Here is a 20981-nt window from a genome sequence, read left to right on the forward strand (position 1 = left end):
CGGCGAGCAGCTCCGCGATCGCCTGCGCCGCAGCCGCGATCCCGCCGAGCGGGATGCGGCCCGGATCCCGCTCGAGCAGCTGCACGTGCAGTGCTGCCCACGCCGGATCGCGGTCGCGATCGTGGGAGTCGCGGCAGGACAGGCACGGCGTGCGCCCGGGCGTCACCAGTGGGCCGACCGTCGATCCGCCCGCATCGAAGGCCACGGGCAGGTGCACCCGGTCCACGGACAGCAGCGCCGCGGCGTCCCGCGCGGGAACGGCGCCGTGCCGCACGAGCACCGCGACCGCGTCGGCGTCATCCACCGCGTCGACGCCGGCATCGGCGAGAGCCTCCTCGAGGCGCAGCAGTGTGCGGGCGCCGACGACGGGTGACGGCACCAGACGGGCCGTCTCCCGGGGGACCAGCTCGACGAGCACGGGAGCGAGCTGAGCGCGCAGCCGCCGGGCGGCGGGCAGCGGTGCGCCGATCCCGTGCGCGACGACCTCGAAGGCGCGAGCGGGGATCCCTCGGGCGAGCTCCTGCAGCATGAGAGGGACCCAGGGAGCCCGGATGGGCAGCGTCAGGACCGGGTCGGCGCCGAGCTGCACGGTGTCGGCGTCGCGCCACAGCACGGGGTGCGCGGGGTCGAGTCGGATCGTGGGCATGCACGATCATGACCGGATCCGCGCTCCGCTCGGGAGCCGAATGCGGAATCGGTGGAGAACTCGGTCAGACCGGCTTCTCGCCGGACCCGTCGCCGGATCCGCCCGCCTCGCCCGTGCCGGCGCCGTCGGGACCGTCCCCGGTGGGACCGCCCTCGACGGGACCGTCCTCGGCGGGGCCATCCGCGTCCGTCGGACCGCCGAAGTCCTCGCCGCTGAGCAGCCGCTCGAGCGCCTCGTCCATCTCGTCCGGCGCGGGCTGCTCGCCGCGGGCACGCGCCTGCAGCCGCGCCACGAGCGCGGCCGGGTCGTCGATGTCCGAGGCGTCCGGCATCAGATCCGGGTAGTCCCACAGCGCATCGCGGGCTTCCACTCCCACCGCGTCGGTGACGGCCCGCCACATCGCGGCGGCCTCGCGCAGCCGGCGCGGACGGATCTTCAGCCCGACCAGGGCGCCCAGAGCGTCCTCGGCCGGTCCGCCCGCGGCGCGGCGGCGGCGCGCCGCCTCGGCGATCCGCACGCTCTCCGGCAGCCGTGAGGTGGCCTGCGTGGTGACCACGTCGACCCATCCGTCGATCGTCGCAATGAGGTTCTCCAGCCGCTCCAGGGCTTCGCGCTGCACATCCGAGAGCTCGGGCAGCAGCGCGCCGCCCTCGATCGCCTCGCGGAGCTCCTCGGGGTTGGACGGATCCAGCCGGCCTGCGACGTCCTCGAGCTTGTCGACGTCGACCGTCACGCCCTTCGCGAACTCGGTGATCTGGGTCATCACGTGCAGGTGCAGCCAGCGCGCGTGCCGGTACAACCGCCCGTACGCGATCTCGCGGGCGGCCAGGTACAGCGCGATCTGGTCCTCGGGGATCTCCAGTCCTTCGCCGAACGCGGCGAGGTTCTGCGGGATGACGGCGGCAGTGCCGGCCGGGAGCACGGGGATCCCGACGTCGCCGCCGGAGACGACTTCGAGCGAGAGGTTGCCCAGCACCTGCCCGAACTGCATGGCGAACACCGAACTGCCGATCCCGCGCATGAGGCGCCCCGCGCCCTGTACCATGTCCTGCATGTCCTCGGGGGTCTGCCCCTCGAGGGCGCTCATCAGCGCGTCGGCGATGCTCGTGGAGACCGGAGCGGCGATCTCCTTCCAGATCGGAAGCGTCTGCTCGACCCACTCACCGCGCGTGAGCGCCCGCGGTGCCGAGCCGAGCTCGGAGATCGTCGTCGCCTCGCCCACCCACAGATCCGCGAGCGCGAAGGCGTCCGCGATCGAGGAGCGGGAGCCCGTGTCGATGCCCAGGCCGTCCCGGTTGGCGATGTGCAGCGCCTGGCGGAGCGTCGTCTCCCAGGGGTCGCCGCTCATGGCGTTCTGCATCTGCTGCATCATCTGCTGCATCATCGCGGGGTCGAGGTTCAGGCCCTCCATGCCCTGCAGGGCACTCAGGTCGAAGTCCCCCGCGGATCCGCCGAGCATGCGACGGAGGAACTGCATGAAGTCCTCGGAGTTCGGGTCGTTCTCAGCCATCGGAAGCCCTCTCAGCACGTGTATAGCCCGTGCTGACTACGCTAGTTGCACCACCACAGGATGCGCCCGGAACGGACCGCTCCGCTGTACGCCGCTCGCGAACGAGCATCCGATACCCGGCCTGGAGGCCCTGTGACGATCAGTCCCGCGTCGAGCGGTCCAGAACAGAGTCCCGAGCAGACCGGGCACGAAGTGCCCGATGCGGTCGCGACCAGGGCCGCGCGGCGCGCATCCCGCCGGACCAGGATCGGGCTGATCGCGTTCATCGCGTCACTCGTCGCTCTGCTGGTGCTGACCTTCCTTCCGCTGCCGTACGTGATCGAGCAGCCGGGCCCGGTCTTCAACACGCTCGGCGAGGTCAAGGACGCGAAGGGGAAGGGCGTTCCGCTGATCTCGGTCAGCGGTGCCCAGACGCATCCGACCAAGGGCGCGCTGGATCTCACGACCGTGCAGGTCGTGGGCAACCGGGAGAACCCGCCGTCGTGGATGCAGCTCGTGCTGGCGTGGTTCGACCCGTCCAAGGCCGTCGTGCCGGTGGATGCGGTGTTCCCGCAGGGCGTCACTTCGACGCAGCGCGACCAGACCAACCAGCTGATGATGGTCGACTCGCAGCAGGAGGCCACCGCGGCGGCGCTGCGCGAGCTCGGCCACGACGTGCCGGTCACGATCCAGGTGGCGTCGGTGACCGGTGACGGCGCCGCACACGGGATCCTCAAGGACGGCGACACCGTGATCGCGGTGAACGGGACGAACCCGGCGGACACGGACGCGATGCGGGCCGAGATCCAGCAGTCGGCCGGATCGCCGGTCACGCTCACGATCGAGCGCGACGGCGCGCAGCAGGAGGTCTCGGTCACCCCGAAGGAGCAGACCGAGAGCGGGACCAGCCGGTGGCTGCTCGGCATCACCCTGCAGCAGAAGTACCACTTCCCGATCGACGTGAAGCTGCAGCTGGACAACGTCGGGGGTCCGAGCGCCGGCATGATGTTCGCGCTCGGGATCATCGACACGCTCACGCCCGGTGCGCTCAACGGCGGCAAGCAGGTCGCCGGCACCGGCACCATCACGGGCGATGGCACGGTCGGCCCGATCGGCGGCATCCGACAGAAGCTCTACGGCGCACGCGCGGCGGGCGCGGACTACTTCCTCGCCCCCGGATCCAACTGCGATGAGGTCTACGGGCACGTCCCGTCCGGGCTCACGGTGGTGCGCACCGACACCCTGAAGCAGTCGCTGGACGCGCTGAAGGTCATCGCCGATGGGGGAGACGTCGCGGCGCTGCCCACCTGCACCGCGGCGGACGTGAAGAAGTAGCGAGCGCGTTCGCGACGGGCGAAGCCGGGAACTGCGCGGCTCAGGCTCCCGCGAAGGGGCCGACCTAGGATGGGACGGTGACCACCTCACCTGCACCGGCCGCGCCCCGTACTGCCCGACGCATCGTCCTCGCGACGGTGGTGATCCTCGCCGTGCTCATCGCCGCGTTCTTCGTGTTCGCCTCGATGTACACCGATTTCCTCTGGTACGACCAGCTGAACTTCGCGCAGGTGCTCACCACCCGCTGGATCGCCACGGCCACGATGTTCGTCATCGGCTTCCTCGGCATGGCGGTCCCGATGTTCATCGCCATCCAGCTCGCCTACCGGATGCGGCCCGTCTACGTGCGGCTGAGTTCCCAGCTGGACAGGTATCAGGAGGTCGTGGAGCCGCTGCGCCGCCTGGCGATGTGGGGGATGCCCGTCTTCTTCGGCCTGTTCTCGGGCTTCACCGCCGCGGGCCAGTGGGAGACCGTATGGCAGTGGGCCAACGGTACGGCGACAGGCCAGACGGACCCGCAGTTCCACCTGGACACCGGCTTCTACATGTTCGACCTGCCCTTCTACGAGGCGCTCCTCGGCTTCATCTCCGCGGTGCTGATCCTGTGCCTGCTCGTGTCGGCGCTCGTGCTCTATCTGTACGGCTCGGTGCGGATCGGCCAGGGCGAGCTGCGCATCTCCAAGGCGGCGCGGGTGCAGCTGGCCGTGATCGCAGGCGTCTACCTGCTCACGCAGGCCGTGAGCCTGTGGGTGGATCGCTACAAGACCCTCACCACCACCGAGGACAAGATCACGGGTGCGGCCTTCACGGGCGTGAATGCCGTGATCCCCGGCCTGTCGATCCTCGCGATCATCGCCGCGCTCGTGGCGGTGCTGTTCTTCGTCACGGCCGTGATCGGGCACTGGCGCTTCCCGCTGGCGGCGACGGCTCTGCTCATCGTCGCGGCCCTCGTGCTCGGCATCGCCTATCCGTGGGCGGTGACCACCTTCCAGGTGAAGCCGAACCAGAACCAGCTGCAGGCGCAGTACTACGAGCGCAACCTCAAGGCGACGAAGGCGGCGTACGGCATCGACGGGGTGGCGACCACGCCGTTCAAGGCGCAGACCACCGCCGAGACCGGACAGCTGCGCAGCGACGCCGACACCACCGCGTCGATCCGGATCATGGATCCGAACGTGATCGGCCCGACGTTCCAGCAGCTCGAGCAGTACCGCAGCTACTACAAGTTCCCGCCGAAGCTCGATGTCGACCGCTACACGCTCGACGGCAAAACCCAGGATGCTGTGGTCGCCGTGCGCGAGATCGACACGGGCCGGATCCCCAGCCCCACCTGGAACAACAGCACGCTGGTCTACACGCACGGCTACGGCCTGGTCGCCGCAGCGGGCAACAAGCGCACCGATGACGGGGAGCCGGTCTTCCTGGAGCGCGGCATCCCCACCTCTGGGGCGCTGACCGACGGCCAGAAGTTCGAGCCGAGGGTCTACTTCGGCGAGAACTCCCCGGCGTACYCGATCGTGGGCGCGCCGAAGGGCACCTCGCCGATCGAGATCGACTACCCGCGCGGACAGGACTCGAGCGAGAACCAGACCAAGACGACCTTCACGGGCGACGGCGGACCGCGCGTCGGCAACTTCTTCACGAAGCTGCTCTACGCGCTGAAGTTCCAGTCCGAGCAGATCCTGTTCTCGGACAGCGTCAACGCCGACTCGCAGATCCTCTACGACCGGGATCCCGCGACCCGCGTGCAGAAGGCGGCGCCGTACCTGACGCTGGACAGCGACCCGTACCCGAGCATCGTGGACGGGCGGATCGTGTGGATCGTGGACGGCTACACCACGAGCTCGAGCTACCCGTACTCGACCACGGCCAACCTGCCCAAGGCGATCAGCGACTCCGTGAACACGCAGCCCGGCTTCGTGACGGATGACATCAACTACATCCGCAACTCGGTCAAGGCCACGGTCGACGCCTACGACGGCAAGGTCACGCTGTACGCGTGGGATCCGGCCGACCCTGTGCTGAAGACCTGGCAGAAGATCTATCCGTCGACGCTCAAGCCGATCAGCGACATGTCGGCGCAGCTCATGAGCCACGTGCGCTATCCGACCGACCTGTTCAAGGTGCAGCGCGCGATGCTCGGCACGTACCACGTCACCGACGCGGCCTCGTTCGCCCGGCAGGACAACCTCTGGGAGACCCCGAACGACCCGCAGAGCGACTCGGCCAACCCCGAGCTGCAGCCGCCGTACTACCTGACCATGAAGGTGCCGGGGCAGGAGCAGTCCCAGTTCTCCATGTACACGACCTTCATCCCGGCCTCGCAGGGGTCGAACAGCAGGAACGTGCTGATGGGCTACCTCTCCGTCGACGCCGATGCCGGCTCCACCGCGGGGAAGAAGTCCGACTCGTACGGCAAGTTGCGGATGCTGGAGATCGATGCCGACACCACGGTGCCGGGCCCGGGCCAGGTGCAGAACTCGTTCGACTCGGATCCGACCGTCGGCCAGCAGCTCAACCTGCTCAAGCAGGGCCAGTCGAAGGTGACCCACGGAAACCTCCTGACGCTGCCCGTCGGCGGTGGATTCCTCTACGTGCAGCCCGTGTTCGTGCAGTCGTCGGGCGGCACCCAGGTGCCGCGTCTGCAGAAGATCCTCGTCGCCTTCGGTGACAAGATCGCCTTCGCCGACACGCTCACCCAGGCGCTGGATCAGCTGTTCGGCGGCGACTCCGGCGCCACCGGCGGTGACAACAACATCACGCCCACCCCGACGCCGACCCCCGGTACCGGGACGGGGACCGGGACCACGCCGCCCACGGGCGACGCGGCGTTCCAGGCGGCTCTGGCAGACGCGAAGGCGGCCATGCTCGCCCGCGATGCCGCACTGAAGGCCGGGAACCTGACGGAGTTCGCTGCACAGGACCAGAAGCTCACCGACGCCGTGAACCGGTTGCTGGCGCTCGAGGGGAGCGGCAGCAGCACCACCAAGTAGCGCTCGATTCGCGCACTGCAAGATCCCGTGTTAGGCTATCTCTTGTGCCGCGGGGTGGAGCAGTTCGGTAGCTCGCCGGGCTCATAACCCGGAGGTCGCAGGTTCAAATCCTGTCCCCGCAACAAGAGAAAGGCCCCTGACCTGGAGAAATCCAAAGTCAGGGGCCTTTCGCCTTTTCTGCTTTCCTGTCTCGATTCAGACAGATGCGCGCCGGGTCCGACCTTCTCTGCGGTTGATCGCCTGTGCTCGACACGCCGTGCCGATTCCGACGGGCGCATCTGTTTCGGATCCTCGTCGACAAGCCTGCGTGACTCTGCCATTTCGGCATATCAGCATTCTTCTCCACGGTGTTTCTGCCCACGGTCCAACTGCAGGTAGTCTCTGTGCTCTCGCTGTGTCTCGATGATGAGTCCGGTGGGAATCGACGAGTATTGGGGGATCTCGTGGGGGGATCGGTGCGCGAAGACGCGGCCAGCAAGAAGACCAGCAATCGCCGTGTGCTCTGGCTGGCGCGCGGGGGAGCGGCCGTCGTGGCCGCCACGGTGGTGCTCGGGGTGACGTTGTCCACCTCGATGCATCCGGCGACCGGACGAGGTGAGCCGTTGCAGGCGCTGCCGTCAGCGTCGCCGCGCGCCGTTGCCGCGGATGCCGTCCGCGCGGGCGACGCGAAGCCCGCGGCCACCGTCGAGGAGGTGTGGTCGGGTGCTCGGTCGAGCGTCGAGGCGAAGGGGCTGACGCGTTCGACGTGTCTCGACGAGACGGCTCAGGCCTACGCGGCGGCCGCGGCCAAGATGGGCGGCACGGGCGCGAGCCCCGAGGTGCCCACCACCGAGTGCGGCGGGAAGGTGCAGTTCGGCTACATCCTCGGGTTCGACAGCACGGGGTTGTCCCAGGCGGCGGCGGCTCTGTCAGCGACACCGAAGGGCGAGTCGCCGCTGGTCTCCGACGCGGCACGAAACGTCGGGTACGCGCTGGTGGCGTCCAAGGGGAGTTCCGGTCACGTGAACGGGTACGTGCTGGCATGGGCGGTGTCGAAGTGAGCCGGCGGTGGTTGGCGGCGGTCGCGATCGCTGCGGTGGCGGCGTCGACGTTGTCGGCGGCTCCGGCGGTCGCTGCGACGAAGACGCCGACGGCGAAGGTGGTGCTGGACCCGGACAACGACTACTCGCACGCCGTCTGGGACGGGGTGGCCTACAGCGAGCTGCCGATCACGTCGCAGATCGCGAAGGATGTGAAGACGCAGCTCGAGGGGTTGTGCGACACGAGCGTGCTGATCACGCGGGACGCATCCACACCGAACGTGCCGGAGGCGGATCGCGCGGCGATGATGGCGGACGCGGATGTGTCGCTGACGATCTCGCTGAACAACCTGACCGGCACCCCGTGGGGCACGGCGTCTGACGGCGGTGCGATGGCGTACGCCACCATGTACTCGAACAACGTCGCGTTCGCGCAGAAGACCTCGGACGAATGGACCCGGTTCACGGGACGTCCGTCGGCGGGCGTGAATCTCGGATCGACGAACGGTCAGGAGCGCCCCTACGCGGAGTTCCGGAATCTGCCGGGCACGTATGCGCAGACGTTCTTCGGCTTCATGGACCACAACTTCGACTGGCCAGCCATCGACGGCACGTATCAAGGAACGAAGTACGGGTTCGAGATCGATGCGATCGTCACGGCGATCGGCCGGCAGCTGATCGATCAGGGCATCACCTGTGGTGACGCGAGCGCAGGTCAGTCGGCGTTCCCGACGGTGCCGTCGGCAGCGGAGCTTGCCAACCTGTTCGCGCTCGGGTTCGCGAACTGGGCACGGTACGGATCCGACCCGGTCAACTTCGGCACGGGCAACTTCCTGCAGAAGGCGGATGTGTTCACGGTGTCGGGCCCGGGCGGGTCGAAGACGCCGGTGGAGCTCACCTACAACTCGATGGATTCTCGGGTGGGGGCGTTCGGCCGGGGCTGGTCATCGCAGATCACCGGCACGGCGCAGACGTACTCGGATGGATCTGTGCTGGTGACGTATCCGGACGGGCATACGGTTCCGTTCACCCGCAATGGAGACGGCACGTACAAGCCCGTCTATGCCGGCGTCTACACGAAGCTGACGAGCGATCTCGGCGCGCCAGGCGACACGACCCTCGCGAGCGGTCAGACGGCGAAGCACATCACGGTGACCGAGCCGGACACGTCGACGATGGTGTTCGCCGTGAACCCGGTAACCGGCAAGGGCGACCTTCAGTCGCGCACGGACCGGCAGGGCCATGTCTGGACGTACGCGTATGCGCAGTCGACGTGGACGTCGCCGGTGCCGAAGACGCAGTGGCCGGTCGCCCCGGACGGAACCTCGGGTGGTCCGATCGTGCAGCCGGTCACGCTCACGGTCAACGGGCCGCTCACGAGCGTGACGGAGCCGGGCGGCCAGGTCATCGGTTTCTCCGCCAACGCGGATGGACGCATCCAGACGGTCGCCCGTCCGGACGGCGCCGTGTGGGTGTTCTCGTACTCCGGTGATGAGCTTGTCAGCATCAGTGATCCGCTGAACCATGTCACCCTCTATGGGTACGACGACAAGAAGCGGATGAAGACCGTCACCGCCCCCGACGGCGTCACGTTCGTCACGAACACGTATGACGATGCCGGCCGTGTAGTGAAGCAGGTCAACGGCGATGGCTCGACCTCGACGCTCGCGTACAACGGCAACGACACGGTCTACACCGACACCACCGGAGCGAAGACCACGTTCACCCGTGATGACCAGGGCCGCGTGACCAAGGTCGTCACGCCCTTGAACAACACGATCAGCACCGGGTATTCGAACTGGGACACGTCGTCGAAGACCGACGGCAACGGCAAGACGACCTCGTATTCCTACGACTCGCAGGGTCGTCCGGTGCAGGTGTCGAACCCGGACGGTACGAGCACGAAGGTCGCGTACACGGCGACCGGTGATGTGGCGAAGACCACCGCGGCTGATGGCGCGGTGACGACGTACACGGTCGACGCGAAGGGACGCGTCACCGGAGTCGCCGGGCCGGATGACGCAGTGTGGGCATCGACATTCGACGACGCAGGAAATCTCACGAGTCGGACGGATCCGAACGGCAACGTCACCTCATACTCGTACGACGGGCACGGGAACCTGACCGGCATCACCGATGCTGCGGGGGGAGCGACGGTGCTCGCGTACGATGCGGCAGGTCGCCTCGTCTCCGCTACCGATCCGACCGGCGCGGTCACGGCGCTCGCCTACGACGCGGTCGGCAACCTCACCTCGCGGACGAACGCCGACGGCGTCACGACGACGTATTCGTACAACGCGACGAACAAGGTCGAGAGCGTCACGGACGCGAATGGAGGCGTCACGACCTACGCGTACAACAATGGCCTGCAGGTGAGCTCCGTCACGGATCCGGCCGGCGGCGTGACGACGTACGGATACGACAGCGAGTACCGGCGCACTTCGGTCACGAACGCCGATGGCGGCGTGACGAGGTACGAGTACAACGGCGAAGGTCTCGTGACGAAGGTCACGGACCCGAACGGCGGCGTCACGTCGAAGGAGTACGACGCCAACCAGAACCTGACGAAGGTGACTGACCCGGTCGGTGCGGTCACGGCATATGCGTATGACGCGATGAACCGGCCCACCACGGTCACGGACGCGAAGGGCGGCAAGACGACCTACGGGTACGACAAGGCCGGCCGCGTCTCGAAGGTGACGAACGCGAACGGCGAAGCGACCGCGTATTCGTACGACGCGGCGGGACGCGTGACGAAGGTCACGGACGCCACAGGCGCGGAGACCACCTACGTGTATGACAAGGCGGGTAACGCGACCGGCAGCACGGACCCGAACGGGCGGACCACGTCCACGGCCTACGACAAGCTCAACCGCGCGGTTTCGGTTACGAGCCCCGGTGGAGGGGTGACCGCGTACGAGTATGACGCGGCGAGCCGGGTCACGAAGACCACGGACGGTGCGGGTCGTGCACAGCAGTTCGGCTACGACCCGGCAGGTCAGTTGACGTCGGTGACGGATGGGGACGGCGCGGTCACCAACTATGCGTACGACCCGGTGGGGAACATCACCGGCATCACCGACCCGCGCGGCGGGACGATCACCCTCGGGTACACGCCTACCAACCAGGTGAAGGCGCGGACGGACCAGAACGGGGACACGACCCAGTACACATACACCGCGGCAGGAGTGCTCGCGCAGGAGACCAACCCTCTCGGTGTCGTCACCGGCTACGGGCATGACAAGAACGCGAACCTGACCCAGGTCGTGGAGAACGTCAAGGCAGGCGCGGACGCGACGGTCGACACGAATGCCACCACCACGTACGCGTACGACCCGGCGAACCGTCTCACCCAGGTGACGGATCCTGTGGGCGGCAAGACCGGATACGAGTACGACCCGCTCGGGGCGCTGACGAAGAGCACCAACCAGGTCGGCGACACCACGAAGTACACGTACGACGCGGTCAGCCAGACCAGCACTGTCACGGATGGGAACGGCAAGAAGACCACGTACACGCGTGACGCCGATGGCCGCATCACGAAGGTGGCCCCGCAGGGCGCGGATCCCGCGTCGTACTCGTACGACAAGGCCGGGCAACTGACCCAGATGGTCGACCCCACAGGGAAGACGACGTGGGAGTACACGCCCGACGGGCTCACCGCGAAGGAGACCACCAAGGCCGGCACCGCGGACGCGAAGTCGGTGGGCTACTCGTACGATGCCGGTGGTGCCCGTACGGGCCTGACCTATCCCGACGGCAGCACTGTCACTTACGCGCTGGACGGCGCGGCACACGTGACCAGCCTCACGGATGCGACGGGAACGACCACGTACGCGTACAACGCGTCGGGTCTGCTGACGGACGCGAACCGCTCGAACGGCACCGTCAGCACCTACGGATACGATCCGGTCGGCCGCATCACAGACATCCTGCATACCGGGTCGACGGCTACCAACCCCGATGCCAGGTCGGCGGCGGCCGTCACCGCACCGGTTCCGGCAGATCCGTCTCCGAACACCACGGTGACCCCGGGCGCAGATGTCGCATCCACTCCGGTCGCACCGACGCTCGCACCGTCGACTCCGGCGGCTGCGGTGCCCGTGCCGAGCCCCTCGCCGACATCCACGTCGAGCGCCAAGGGGAACGGCAAGGGCAACGGGTGCGGCAACGGCGGAACCACCCCGGGCTGCCCCGGAGCATCACCGACACCCACCCCGACTCCATCGACGAGCCCGACGCCGACCCCGACCCCGTCGACGCCCTCCGACGCCACAGACGGACCGGGCTGCGGCAACGGCGGTGTGACACCCGGTTGCCCGGTGGCCGCGCTCACCGCGGCGGATGGCCTTCCGCTGCACCTCGCGTACACGTACGACGGAGAAGGAAACACGACCCAGCAGGTGCAGGAATCGGCGACGAAGAACCTCACCACCGACTATGCGTACGATCCGCTCGGACGCCTGGTCGGTTCCACGCGCACCGATGGGGCCAAGGCGACGTACTCGTACGACGCGAACGGCAACCAGATCGGCGGGACGGACACCGACCGGCTCACGGGACAGCTGGTGAAGTTCTCCGCGACGTTCAACCCGGCGAATCAGCTCACGGAGCGCAAGACGGACCCATCTGCGGGGCTCTCGTTGGATGGTCCCGCAGGGACAGTCGTGAAGAACACGTTCGACCGGGCAGGAAACATCACGGTCCAGAAGACCGAGTCGACACGGCAGGTGAACGGGAACTCCGGACACACCGAKACCGCCGCGGTGACCGCGAAGAACACCTTCGACTACACCGGCCGACTGCTCACCCAGACGCGAGACGACGGGCAGAACACGGCGTACACGTACGACGGTCTGGGCCGGACTGCGACCCAGACGCAGCCGACGGGGCTCGCCGACGACAAGAAGAACAAGAAGAATGGCAACGGTGCCGGCCCGCACAACACCGGGTGCGGCATCGGCGGCACCACTCCGGGCTGCCCCGGCGTCGGCGACCTCACCATGTTCGGTGGGAAGACCGCTCGGGTGTTCCACGACGGGCTCACCCCCGTCTCCTGGACGACCAGCGACCTTTCCACGAACCTCGTCTACGGGCCCCAGGGACCTGACCACCAGGTCACGACCACAGGGTCGGGCACGACGAACTCGTGGTTGTATCTGGACCGGCAGGGTACGGTGCGTGCGACGGCCGGCGCGGATGGCGTCACGACGAGCGCGTCCGCGTACACGGACTTCGGTGTCCTCGAGCCCGCCGCCGGCACCCTGTACGCCGGAGCGGGGACCGAAGCCGCGCCCGGGCAGGAGGACAAGCTCTCCGCGGTGCACCTGCCAGTCGCGACCACTCGCACTCCGATCGGGTACACCGGGGAGCAAGCGAACCCGGTCGCGGGGCTCCAGCACTACCACGCCCGCGACTACCAGCCCGGACTTGCGTCCTGGACGCAGGCAGACCCGTGGGTAGGGGACCCGTGGCAACCGGGAACGCTGAACCAGTACGCCTACGTACTCAATGATCCGACCACGCTGATTGACTTCCTAGGCAACAAGCCATGTGCGTACGAGTACAACAACGGGTGTCACGACCAACCGCAATACACCGCGCCCGCCACAGCGCCCGCACCGTATGCCACGGAACCGCACGTCGAACCCGTCGACTACTCCGATGCAGGGGAGGGCGGAGCAACGCCCGCGACAGATGCAGCCAACCCCCGCGGCAACAACGACAACTATGGTTGCCCGCCAGGGACGAGAAAATGGGACACTCAGTACACTGACGGGCAGTGCGTCTCCAACGATATCTACGACCGCTACGCGGGACCGTCGTACGAAGAAATCGGAGGCGCAATCGCCTGGGTCTGGGAGCATTTCGGCATCTCACTCTCCGGTTGCTTGTTCATTTGTTTTGAGATTGGGCTGGGTGGCGGCTTCACGATCGGAATCGGCGTAGGTGCTAAGGCGGATGCGGCGATATCGATTGGTGGTGGCAATGCGCCAGATGGCGGTGCGATCAAGGGAGTATGCTCCGGGGAGTTTGGGCCGATCGGTGTTTACGGCGAAGCGGGGCTAGGGTTTAACGGTCAACGATTTGCAGGCGGCGGTTGGAGCGGCGGCGCCGGCGCTGGTTGTAGCGTCATGATCAACTATCGCTTTGGATAAGCTCGGAGAATCACAATGACAGCTGAAAACTATGTCGCAATAATCATTGGCACTATTGCACTTATGTGCGGACCGATTGTCATCCTCAATCGCAAGAGAATATATCGAGTGATTGCCGATACGAACCGTGCATTGGGCGGCAGCGTGGGTCGTGCTGCGGCAAGACGGTCTAGTCCGGTTTGGATCGGGCTCTGGGGGGGTGCATTAATGTTCATTGGTGTCGGTGGGATTCTTGTTGGTATCTTTTCGCGAGGATAGTTCGATGATACAAATCGTCGCAATTTCTGGTGATATTCTCAGCGGAGAGGGGTATTCGTGACGGCGAGTGCTTCCCTTGTCTTCATCGTGGTTGGCGTTGTGGTGTTGATCACCGGTGGGCTAACGATGATCTTCCGTACACATGTATTGAAGTTCGTGCGTGGCAGATTTGAGCGGGTCTACCGCGAGGATGAACTATCGAAAGACGAGTCCCGCGCCCGGATGCCACGAATGTGGATGCTCTTGACAATCGTGATCGGGCAACTCGCCTTCGGTGCTCTATGTGTCATCATTGGCGTCGCGAACTTAAGCGTGAATGGGTAAGGGCAATTGCGAGCGGAGACGGATAACGAGCATCCTCGTGCAGTACTCCTTGCTTCGGGAGGGCGGTCTGTTTCGAGGAAATCAAGATCAACCAAGCGTGCGGCCGCGGGCGCCTTTGGTGAACTCGATGTGGCGTTACAGTGAAAAGGACGGAGAGAGTGCATGAAATGCGAGGGGGCAATGTTGCCCGATTGTCGTCACGACCATGACGAGGGAATTCGCACCAGAGCGGCGATCGAGAACAAGCGGCATGAAACTGAGTGACTCGATGGCGTCACGACGGAAGCGCAGTTGGATTACCCGAGCCTCGATCATGAACCTCAATTCCGCGCTGGTGTCCGGCTCGCGGAGGCCGTATCCTCATCTCGCGATCACGGCCCCTGGCGCGGTGAGGTCGTGACCGTTCCGGATGGGAGTCGCGGGATTGAGAAGGGCGTTCGTGTCCGAGGGAGTATTCCTTGGTTGCGTCTTGCGACTTTAGTAATCGCATGGTTCGCCATCCAGCGGCTGACCTTCCTGATATCGGGACATGATCTGGATCTGTCGCGGCCGGATCTGGCGTTGCTTCAGGGATGTATCGCGGCAGGCGTGATGCTTGCGCTCGTGATCGCTCATCCCGACGACTCCCGAGTGCTGTTCAGCTACTCTCGTGCGGTCTGGTTGTACTTACTCGTGCCCGTTGCGATCGTGATCTATTTGATCCGCTTCGGCTCTAGCGTCGAGATCCTTCGAGTGGTCGTCGCCGTTTCCCTCGCGCTGGCCTGGCGCTGGTTCCTGTTTGCCATGCTCCAACTTCACCTTTCGAAGTGGTTCTCCAGGAGGACGGTGCTCTTCTTGAGCGCCGTGCTGCTGGGGGGCTGGTTTTGGCTGGGAGATCGCGATCCGTTTGCGCCCACCGCTCTGGTAGGCGTCCTGGCCTCGCTGGTCGCGGGTCTTCTGGTCTCAGCCGTGAGACTTTGGCAGAAGAATCTGCACGCGCTTATTGCGCTCAGCGTTGCGGGCACGTTCGTCGGCATTTCGTGAATTGAGATTGTGTGCCTGCCTCGAGCCGACATGAGACGTCTCGTAGTGGCATTGATTCTGTTCTGGCTTTATTGACTGGAGGTGTCTGAGTTGATGGAAGATCATCCCGTGGGAGTCATCATGAGTGGTGAATTGCAACAGGGCTACGTCGCGGATCTCGCCGCGTGGTCTCGTCGTAAGTCGATTCCGCTTTATTGCTTGGTGTTCCTCCTGTCGACAGCGATGGTGTTATTGGCGTTCGTGCCGGATTGGGATCTCGATCTGATCGTGCGAACAGTGCTCTGCGTACCGGCTCTGATACTCTTCCTCGGCGTGGTGTCCTCGATCCTGCGATCCAAGCAGGGTATTCGTACCATGGTCGCAAATTCGATGCCGGTCGGCAGTCGCGTTGCGGCTCGGATCGACGCGGAGTTCTTGACGCACTCAGGATACTGGGGGCGATCGGAATTCAGACTGGAACTCTATTACGGGATCACCGTCAGCGATCATTGTGTCTTCTTGACGTCAGGGTCTCCTGGAGTGAGCGTTGTCATTCCGCGGCGTGCGTTCACCGAGGGTGACGTGGAGCGGTTGCAGAAACACTTCGAGAACAAGCGACAGGTCGGGAGAGCCTGATGCGGGACGAGTCCGTGGGTGGGATCATCGTCGATAATGCACTGCTGACGGCGCATGCTGGAGATATCGCGCGTCATGTCTTGGCGCAGCCGGTCTCCATGGCGCTTCTCGTCGTCGTGCCGCTGCTGTGGCTCTGGCTCGGCGTCGCGATGGCATCAGTCTCCTGGGCGCCCTTCTTCATCATCCTGGCGGGGGCCATCGTCTTGGACGCGACGTGGGTGCTGATGGTCCGACGGATGGCGTTTCGGGCGGTCAAGCCGCAGTACCCGATCGGCAGCCGGATCATGGCGGCCGTGGACGACGGCGTCCTCGCAACGTCAACGGAGCTGTCGAAGGGTGAAGTCTCGCTGCAGCTATATACGCGGTTCGAAGTGATCGGGCAGACCGTTGTTCTCCGCCGCGCGGGAGGCGCGAGCCGGGTCTACCTTCCCCAGGGCGCGTTCGATGAAGCAGGGCTCGCTGCCCTGTCCGCAGCGCTGGCGTAGACCGCGCCCCTCAGTGCGCGCGCATCTGCGCGACCGCGGCCTCGCGATCGATCATGTTCATGACGTCGCCGATCGAGTTCACGAGCGGCGCGGGGGCGATCACGAGCGTGTTCTTGTCCACGCCGATCTCCACGAGTGTCTGCAGGGTGCGCAGCTGGAGCGCGAGCGGGTGCGCCATCATCGTGTCCGAGGCGTCGCCCAGCTGCGTGGCGGCGAGCGCCTCGCCTTCTGCGGCGATGATCTTGGCCCTCTTCTCGCGCTCTGCCTCGGCCTGCTTCGCCATCGCGCGCTTCATCGTGTCGGGAAGAAGGATGTCCTTGAGCTCGACCAGCGTCACCTCGACGCCCCAGTCGCCGGTGGTGACGTCGAGGATCTCCCGGATGTTCGTATTGAGCGAGGCGGTGTCGGAGAGGATCTCGTCCAGGTGATGCTGGCCGACGACCCGGCGCAGGGTGGTCTGCGCGATCTGGTCGATCGCTGACCGCACGTTCTCGATCGCGATCACCGACTTCACCGGATCCACGATCCGGAAGTACGCGACCGCCGAGACACCGACGGTGACGTTGTCCTTGGTGATGATGCCCTGCGACTGGATCGGCATCGTCACAATGCGCAGCGAGACCGGGATGAGGACGTCCACGATCGGGAAGATGAACCGGATCCCGGGCTCCCGCACGTTGTGGAGCCGGCCGAAGCGCAGCACCACGCCGCGCTCGTACTGCCGCACGATCCGCGCGGACATGAAGAACAGGATGATCGCAAGGAGCACCACGACGATGAGGGTGATGAGCGGGATCATGGGAACCGCCTCCTCCGGCTCCGGTGACGTGCCGCGGGCCAGTGCCTCCATTGTCCTCCGGCGTGCAGGACCGAGCGCGGGTTCCGGGGGATCCGTGCGCGCCGATCGCCCCGGCCGCCGGGTGCGGGATGATGGAGCCATGACCACCGCTACCGTGACCGTCGCCGTGTGTCAGTTCGCGCCCGCCGATGACCGCGCGGCGAACCGGGAACGGATCGGCGAGCTGGTCGCACGTGCCGCGGAACGCGGCGCTCGGCTGGTCGTGCTGCCGGAGTACTCCAGCTACTTCGTCGACCCGATGGATGAGACCCTCGCCGCGAACGCGGAGGACCTGGACGACGCCTTCACCGCACGGTTGCGGGAGCTCGCAGACCGACACGGGATCGTGATCGTCGCAGGACTGGTCGAGCGCGCGGACGCCGGTCGGATCCGCAACACGCTCGTCGCCGTGGGCGGGACGGGCCTGCTCGCCGTCTACCGCAAGCAGCACCTGTACGACGCCTTCGGGCAGTCCGAGTCCCGCTGGATCGAAGCGGGAGAGGTGGGCGCCGCGGCGACCTTCGCCGTCGACGGCCTCACCTTCGGGCTGATGACCTGCTACGACCTGCGCTTCCCGGAGGTCGCCCGCACTCTCGTCGACGCGGGGGCGGAGGCGCTCGTGGTGCCGGCGGAGTGGGTGCGCGGCCCGCTCAAGGAGCACCACTGGACCACCCTGCTAGCGGCGCGCGCGATCGAGAGCACCGCCTACGTCGTCGCGGCCGACCACCCGACTCCGGTCGGTGTGGGGCACTCGGCGGTGATCGATCCGCAGGGCGTCGTCATCGCCGGTGTGGGCACGGGGGAGGGGATCGCGGTCGCCGAGCTCGATGCCGCAGCCGTCGCCTCCGTGCGCGAGGTCAACCCCGTGCTGCGGCTGCGCCGCTATCGCGTCGTGCCGCGCTGACCGCGATCAGACCCCTGCGCGCAGGCCGGCGAGGCGCTCGGCGGCCTCGGCGATCACCTCGGGACGCTTGCACGCCGCGAAGCGCACCAGGCCGCGGTACGTGTCGCGGTGCTCTGGCCGCACGAACGCCGTGAGCGGGATCGCTGCCACGCCGATCCGCTCCGGGAGCGAGCGGCAGAACGCGTCGGCATCCTCTCCTCCGATGCGCGAGGCGTCCGCGACCGTGAAGTAGCCGCCGTCCGGGCGGTGCACCTCGAACCCTGCGGCATCCAGGCCGATCGCGAGCTGGTCGTGCTTCGCACGCAGGCGCTCGGCCGCGTCCGTGAAGAACGCGTCGGGTAGGCGCAGGCCGACGGCGACGGCGGGCTGGAACGGGCCCCCGTTGACGTAGGTGAGGAACTGCTTGACGCTGAGCACCGCGGTGATCAGCTCCGCAGGTCCGTGGATCCAGCCGATCTTCCACCCCGTCACCGAGAAGGTCTTGCCCGCCGAGGAGATCGTGAGGGTGCGCTCTGCGGCTCCGGGAAGGGTCGCGATCGGCACGTGCGGAGCCGAGAAGGAGAGGTGCTCGTACACCTCGTCGGTCACGATGATCGCGTCGTGCCGGTGTGCCAGACGCACGATCTCCGCACGGATCCCCTCACTCAGCACCGCGCCGGTCGGGTTGTGCGGGTCGTTCACGAGGATCACCCGGCAGCGATCGGTGACCGCCGCAGCGAGCTCCTCCGGATCCGGCTGGAAGTCGGGCAGGCGCAGCGGCACCGTGCGCAGCGTGGCACCGCTGAGGGCCGCGATGGCGGCATAGCAGTCGTAGTACGGCTCGAACACCACGATCTCGTCTTCCGGGCCGTCCACGAGGGCGAGCAGAGCTGCGGCGATCGCCTCGGTCGCTCCCGCGGTCACGAGGATCTCGCGGTCGGGATCCACGTCGAGGCCGTAGAAGCGATGCTGATGCTCGGAGACGGCCTGCAGCAGGTCGGGCACGCCGCGACCGGGCGGGTACTGGTTGGCTCCGCCGAGGATCGCGGCACGTGCGGCGTCCAGAACCTCGGCCGGGCCGTCTTCGTCGGGAAATCCCTGCCCGAGGTTGATCGCCCCCGTGCGGCCCGCGAGGGCGGAGATCTCGGCGAAGATGGTAGGGGCGACCTCTCCGGCTGCGGAGAGCAGCCCGGCACCGGCCGCCGTACGACGCCAGGCGCCCGGCAGGATTCCCATGCCGCCCAGAGTAACGCCATAGCGGAATCTCCCACCCGGCATAAGAAAAACACAGAAACGGCCGTCAGTCTGTAAGAGCAAGGTTCAAAGGAGCAGACATGAACGAGCAGACGCCTCACCCCGACGCCGGACACTCCGTGCCCCCGGCGTTCTCGTCCACCCCCGGCGCCCCTGGCGCCCCCGTCCCCGACGGCGCCACCGCCCCCACGATTCCGATCCCGCCCACCGGCGGTTACGCGGTCCCGGGCCAAGCGCACCCCACCCAGCCTGTCGACCCCGGTCACCCCGGCGCGCACACCGGTGCCGCCTTCGGTGCGGCGGCGACGGCGGCTCCCGCCGAGGAGCGCAAGACCAAGAACGGCGTCGGCGGCGGCAAGATCGCCGCGATCATCATCGCCGCAGCCCTCGTCGGCGGACTCGCCGGCGTCGGCGGAGCCGTCGGCTACGGATCGCTGACCTCGTCGAACTCGTCCTCGACGAAGTCCGGCACGGGGCCGAGCACCGTCACGGTGAACAACCCGGAGTCGGTGTCGGAGGCCACGGCGATCGCCGCGAAGGCCGTGCCCTCGGTCGTCACGATCGAGGTCTCCGGATCCAGCGCTGCAGGCTCCGGATCCGGCATCGTGCTCGACAAGCAGGGGCACATCCTCACCAACGCGCACGTGGTGACCCTGGACGGCGAGGTCTCCAACCCCGCCATCAAGGTGACCACCTCGGACGGCCGCATCCTCGACGCCACCGTGGTCGGGATCGACGCGACCTACGACATGGCCGTCATCCAGGTGAAGGACGGATCGAGTCTCACCCCGATGGAGTTCGCCGACTCGTCCGAGCTCAACGTCGGATCGATGACCGTCGCGGTCGGGGCTCCGCTGGGCCTGGCCAACTCGGTCACCACCGGAATCGTCAGCGCGCTCAACCGCAGCATCCAGATCCAGTCGTCCGCGGCTCCGTCGCAGGGCTCCAACGGAGACCAGCAGCAGACCCCGAACCAGGACGGCTCCCAGCAGCCGTTCCAGTTCGACATCCCGGGCCGCGGCTCCGGATCCCAGAGCGCGGCGGCGACGATCTCCATCTCGGTGATCCAGACCGATGCCGCGATCAACCCCGGTAACTCGGGTGGCGCTCTCGTCGACAGCGACGGCAAGCTCATCGGCGTGAACGTCGCGATCGCGAGCGCAGGATCCTCGTCCTCCTCGTCGGGGCAGTCCGGAAACATCGGCGTCGGCTTCGCGATCCCGTCGAACATCGCCAAGCGCATCGCGAACGACATCATCGCCGACGGCAAGGCCACGCATGGTCTGCTCGGTGCGACGGTGCAGGATGCGAGCGGTCAGAAGGGCGCCACGGTCGTGGGTGCTTCGATCGCCTCCGTCTCCAGCGGAGGGGCCGCGGCCAACGCGGGCATCCAGGCCGGCGACGTGGTCACGGGCTTCAACGGCAACCCGATCACCGACGCCAGCGACCTCACGGCCCAGGTGCGCTCGGTCGCGGGCGGCAGCACCGCGACGCTCACGATCAACCGCAACGGAAAGTCGCAGGACATCAAGGTCACCCTGGGCACGCTCGCCCAGTGAACCGCCGCTCCTGAACCCTGCAGCAGAAGAAGGACGCCACCCCGCGACGCCGTTGCGGGGTGGCGTCCTTCTTTCGTCGCCGGCTCCGTCGACCGGTAGGCT

General features: G+C 66.8%; 12 protein-coding genes and 1 tRNA gene. 10 read left to right on the forward strand and 3 right to left on the reverse strand.

The window, feature by feature from the left end:
* Positions 1 to 710 precede the first annotated feature (710 nt).
* The gene (locus AC1DG4_RS09310) at positions 711 to 2156 is read right to left on the reverse strand and encodes a zinc-dependent metalloprotease (RefSeq protein ID WP_477377156.1); all 1446 of its coding nucleotides are present in this window, start codon (positions 2154 to 2156) and stop codon (positions 711 to 713) included.
* Positions 2157 to 2348: 192 nt separating this feature from the next.
* On the opposite strand from AC1DG4_RS09310, the gene AC1DG4_RS09315 reads away from it, so the two are divergent.
* The 8 genes from AC1DG4_RS09315 (at position 2349) to AC1DG4_RS09350 (ending at position 16345) form a co-directional block, all read left to right on the forward strand.
* Positions 2349 to 3470, forward strand: a complete 1122-nt coding sequence (locus AC1DG4_RS09315; RefSeq protein WP_477377366.1) for a YlbL family protein — start codon at positions 2349 to 2351, stop codon at positions 3468 to 3470.
* A 77-nt stretch (positions 3471 to 3547) separates the two neighbouring features.
* On the forward strand, positions 3548 to 6463 hold the full coding sequence (locus AC1DG4_RS09320; protein ID WP_477421192.1) for a UPF0182 family membrane protein: 2916 nt from the start codon (positions 3548 to 3550) through the stop codon (positions 6461 to 6463).
* Positions 6464 to 6511: 48 nt separating this feature from the next.
* Positions 6512 to 6585, forward strand: a tRNA-Met gene (locus tag AC1DG4_RS09325).
* A gap of 333 nt (positions 6586 to 6918) precedes the next feature.
* Positions 6919 to 7503 carry a hypothetical protein gene (locus AC1DG4_RS09330; RefSeq protein WP_477377160.1) on the forward strand — a complete coding sequence of 195 codons (585 nt, stop codon included), beginning with the start codon at positions 6919 to 6921 and terminating at the stop codon, positions 7501 to 7503.
* The gene (locus AC1DG4_RS09335) at positions 7485 to 13640 is read left to right on the forward strand and encodes an RHS repeat-associated core domain-containing protein (protein WP_477421193.1); all 6156 of its coding nucleotides are present in this window, start codon (positions 7485 to 7487) and stop codon (positions 13638 to 13640) included. Before AC1DG4_RS09330 ends, AC1DG4_RS09335 begins: the two co-directional genes overlap by 19 nt.
* Positions 13641 to 14618: 978 nt before the next feature.
* On the forward strand, positions 14619 to 15245 hold the full coding sequence (locus AC1DG4_RS09340; protein WP_477377164.1) for a hypothetical protein: 627 nt from the start codon (positions 14619 to 14621) through the stop codon (positions 15243 to 15245).
* 81 nt (positions 15246 to 15326) lie between these two features.
* Complete coding sequence (locus tag AC1DG4_RS09345) at positions 15327 to 15860, forward strand: YcxB family protein (protein ID WP_477377166.1); 534 nt, start codon at positions 15327 to 15329, stop codon at positions 15858 to 15860.
* Positions 15860 to 16345 (forward strand): hypothetical protein, encoded by a 486-nt coding sequence (locus AC1DG4_RS09350; RefSeq protein ID WP_477377168.1) that lies wholly within the window; start codon positions 15860 to 15862, stop codon positions 16343 to 16345. Before AC1DG4_RS09345 ends, AC1DG4_RS09350 begins: the two co-directional genes overlap by 1 nt.
* A gap of 10 nt (positions 16346 to 16355) precedes the next feature.
* Here the strand turns inward: AC1DG4_RS09350 and AC1DG4_RS09355 are convergent, their stop codons facing one another.
* Positions 16356 to 17144: a slipin family protein gene (locus AC1DG4_RS09355; protein WP_477377169.1), complete on the reverse strand. Its 789-nt coding sequence runs from the start codon at positions 17142 to 17144 to the stop codon at positions 16356 to 16358.
* 139 nt (positions 17145 to 17283) lie between these two features.
* On the opposite strand from AC1DG4_RS09355, the gene AC1DG4_RS09360 reads away from it, so the two are divergent.
* Positions 17284 to 18087, forward strand: coding sequence for a carbon-nitrogen hydrolase family protein (locus tag AC1DG4_RS09360; RefSeq protein WP_477377171.1), 804 nt, complete (start codon positions 17284 to 17286; stop codon positions 18085 to 18087).
* 6 nt (positions 18088 to 18093) lie between these two features.
* Here AC1DG4_RS09360 and AC1DG4_RS09365 read toward each other — a convergent pair whose 3' ends face one another.
* Complete coding sequence (locus tag AC1DG4_RS09365; RefSeq protein ID WP_477377173.1) at positions 18094 to 19302, reverse strand: aminotransferase class I/II-fold pyridoxal phosphate-dependent enzyme; 1209 nt, start codon at positions 19300 to 19302, stop codon at positions 18094 to 18096.
* Positions 19303 to 19400: 98 nt separating this feature from the next.
* Between AC1DG4_RS09365 and AC1DG4_RS09370 the strand changes: the two genes are divergently transcribed.
* Positions 19401 to 20879, forward strand: coding sequence for a S1C family serine protease (locus AC1DG4_RS09370; protein ID WP_477377175.1), 1479 nt, complete (start codon positions 19401 to 19403; stop codon positions 20877 to 20879).
* The last annotated feature ends 102 nt before the right edge of the window (positions 20880 to 20981 follow it).

The organism is Microbacterium sp. 05N427, assembly GCF_056397105.1.

Bases quoted from the DNA above. Each gene is read 5' to 3' on its own strand.
- AC1DG4_RS09310 (WP_477377156.1), bottom strand. From the start codon at position 2,156: ATGGCTGAGAACGACCCGAACTCCGAGGACTTCATGCAGTTCCTCCGT.
- AC1DG4_RS09350 (WP_477377168.1), top strand. From the start codon at position 15,860: ATGCGGGACGAGTCCGTGGGTGGGATCATCGTCGATAATGCACTGCTG.
- AC1DG4_RS09355 (WP_477377169.1), bottom strand. From the start codon at position 17,144: ATGATCCCGCTCATCACCCTCATCGTCGTGGTGCTCCTTGCGATCATC.
- AC1DG4_RS09360 (WP_477377171.1), top strand. From the start codon at position 17,284: ATGACCACCGCTACCGTGACCGTCGCCGTGTGTCAGTTCGCGCCCGCC.
- AC1DG4_RS09365 (WP_477377173.1), bottom strand. From the start codon at position 19,302: ATGGGAATCCTGCCGGGCGCCTGGCGTCGTACGGCGGCCGGTGCCGGG.
- AC1DG4_RS09370 (WP_477377175.1), top strand. From the start codon at position 19,401: ATGAACGAGCAGACGCCTCACCCCGACGCCGGACACTCCGTGCCCCCG.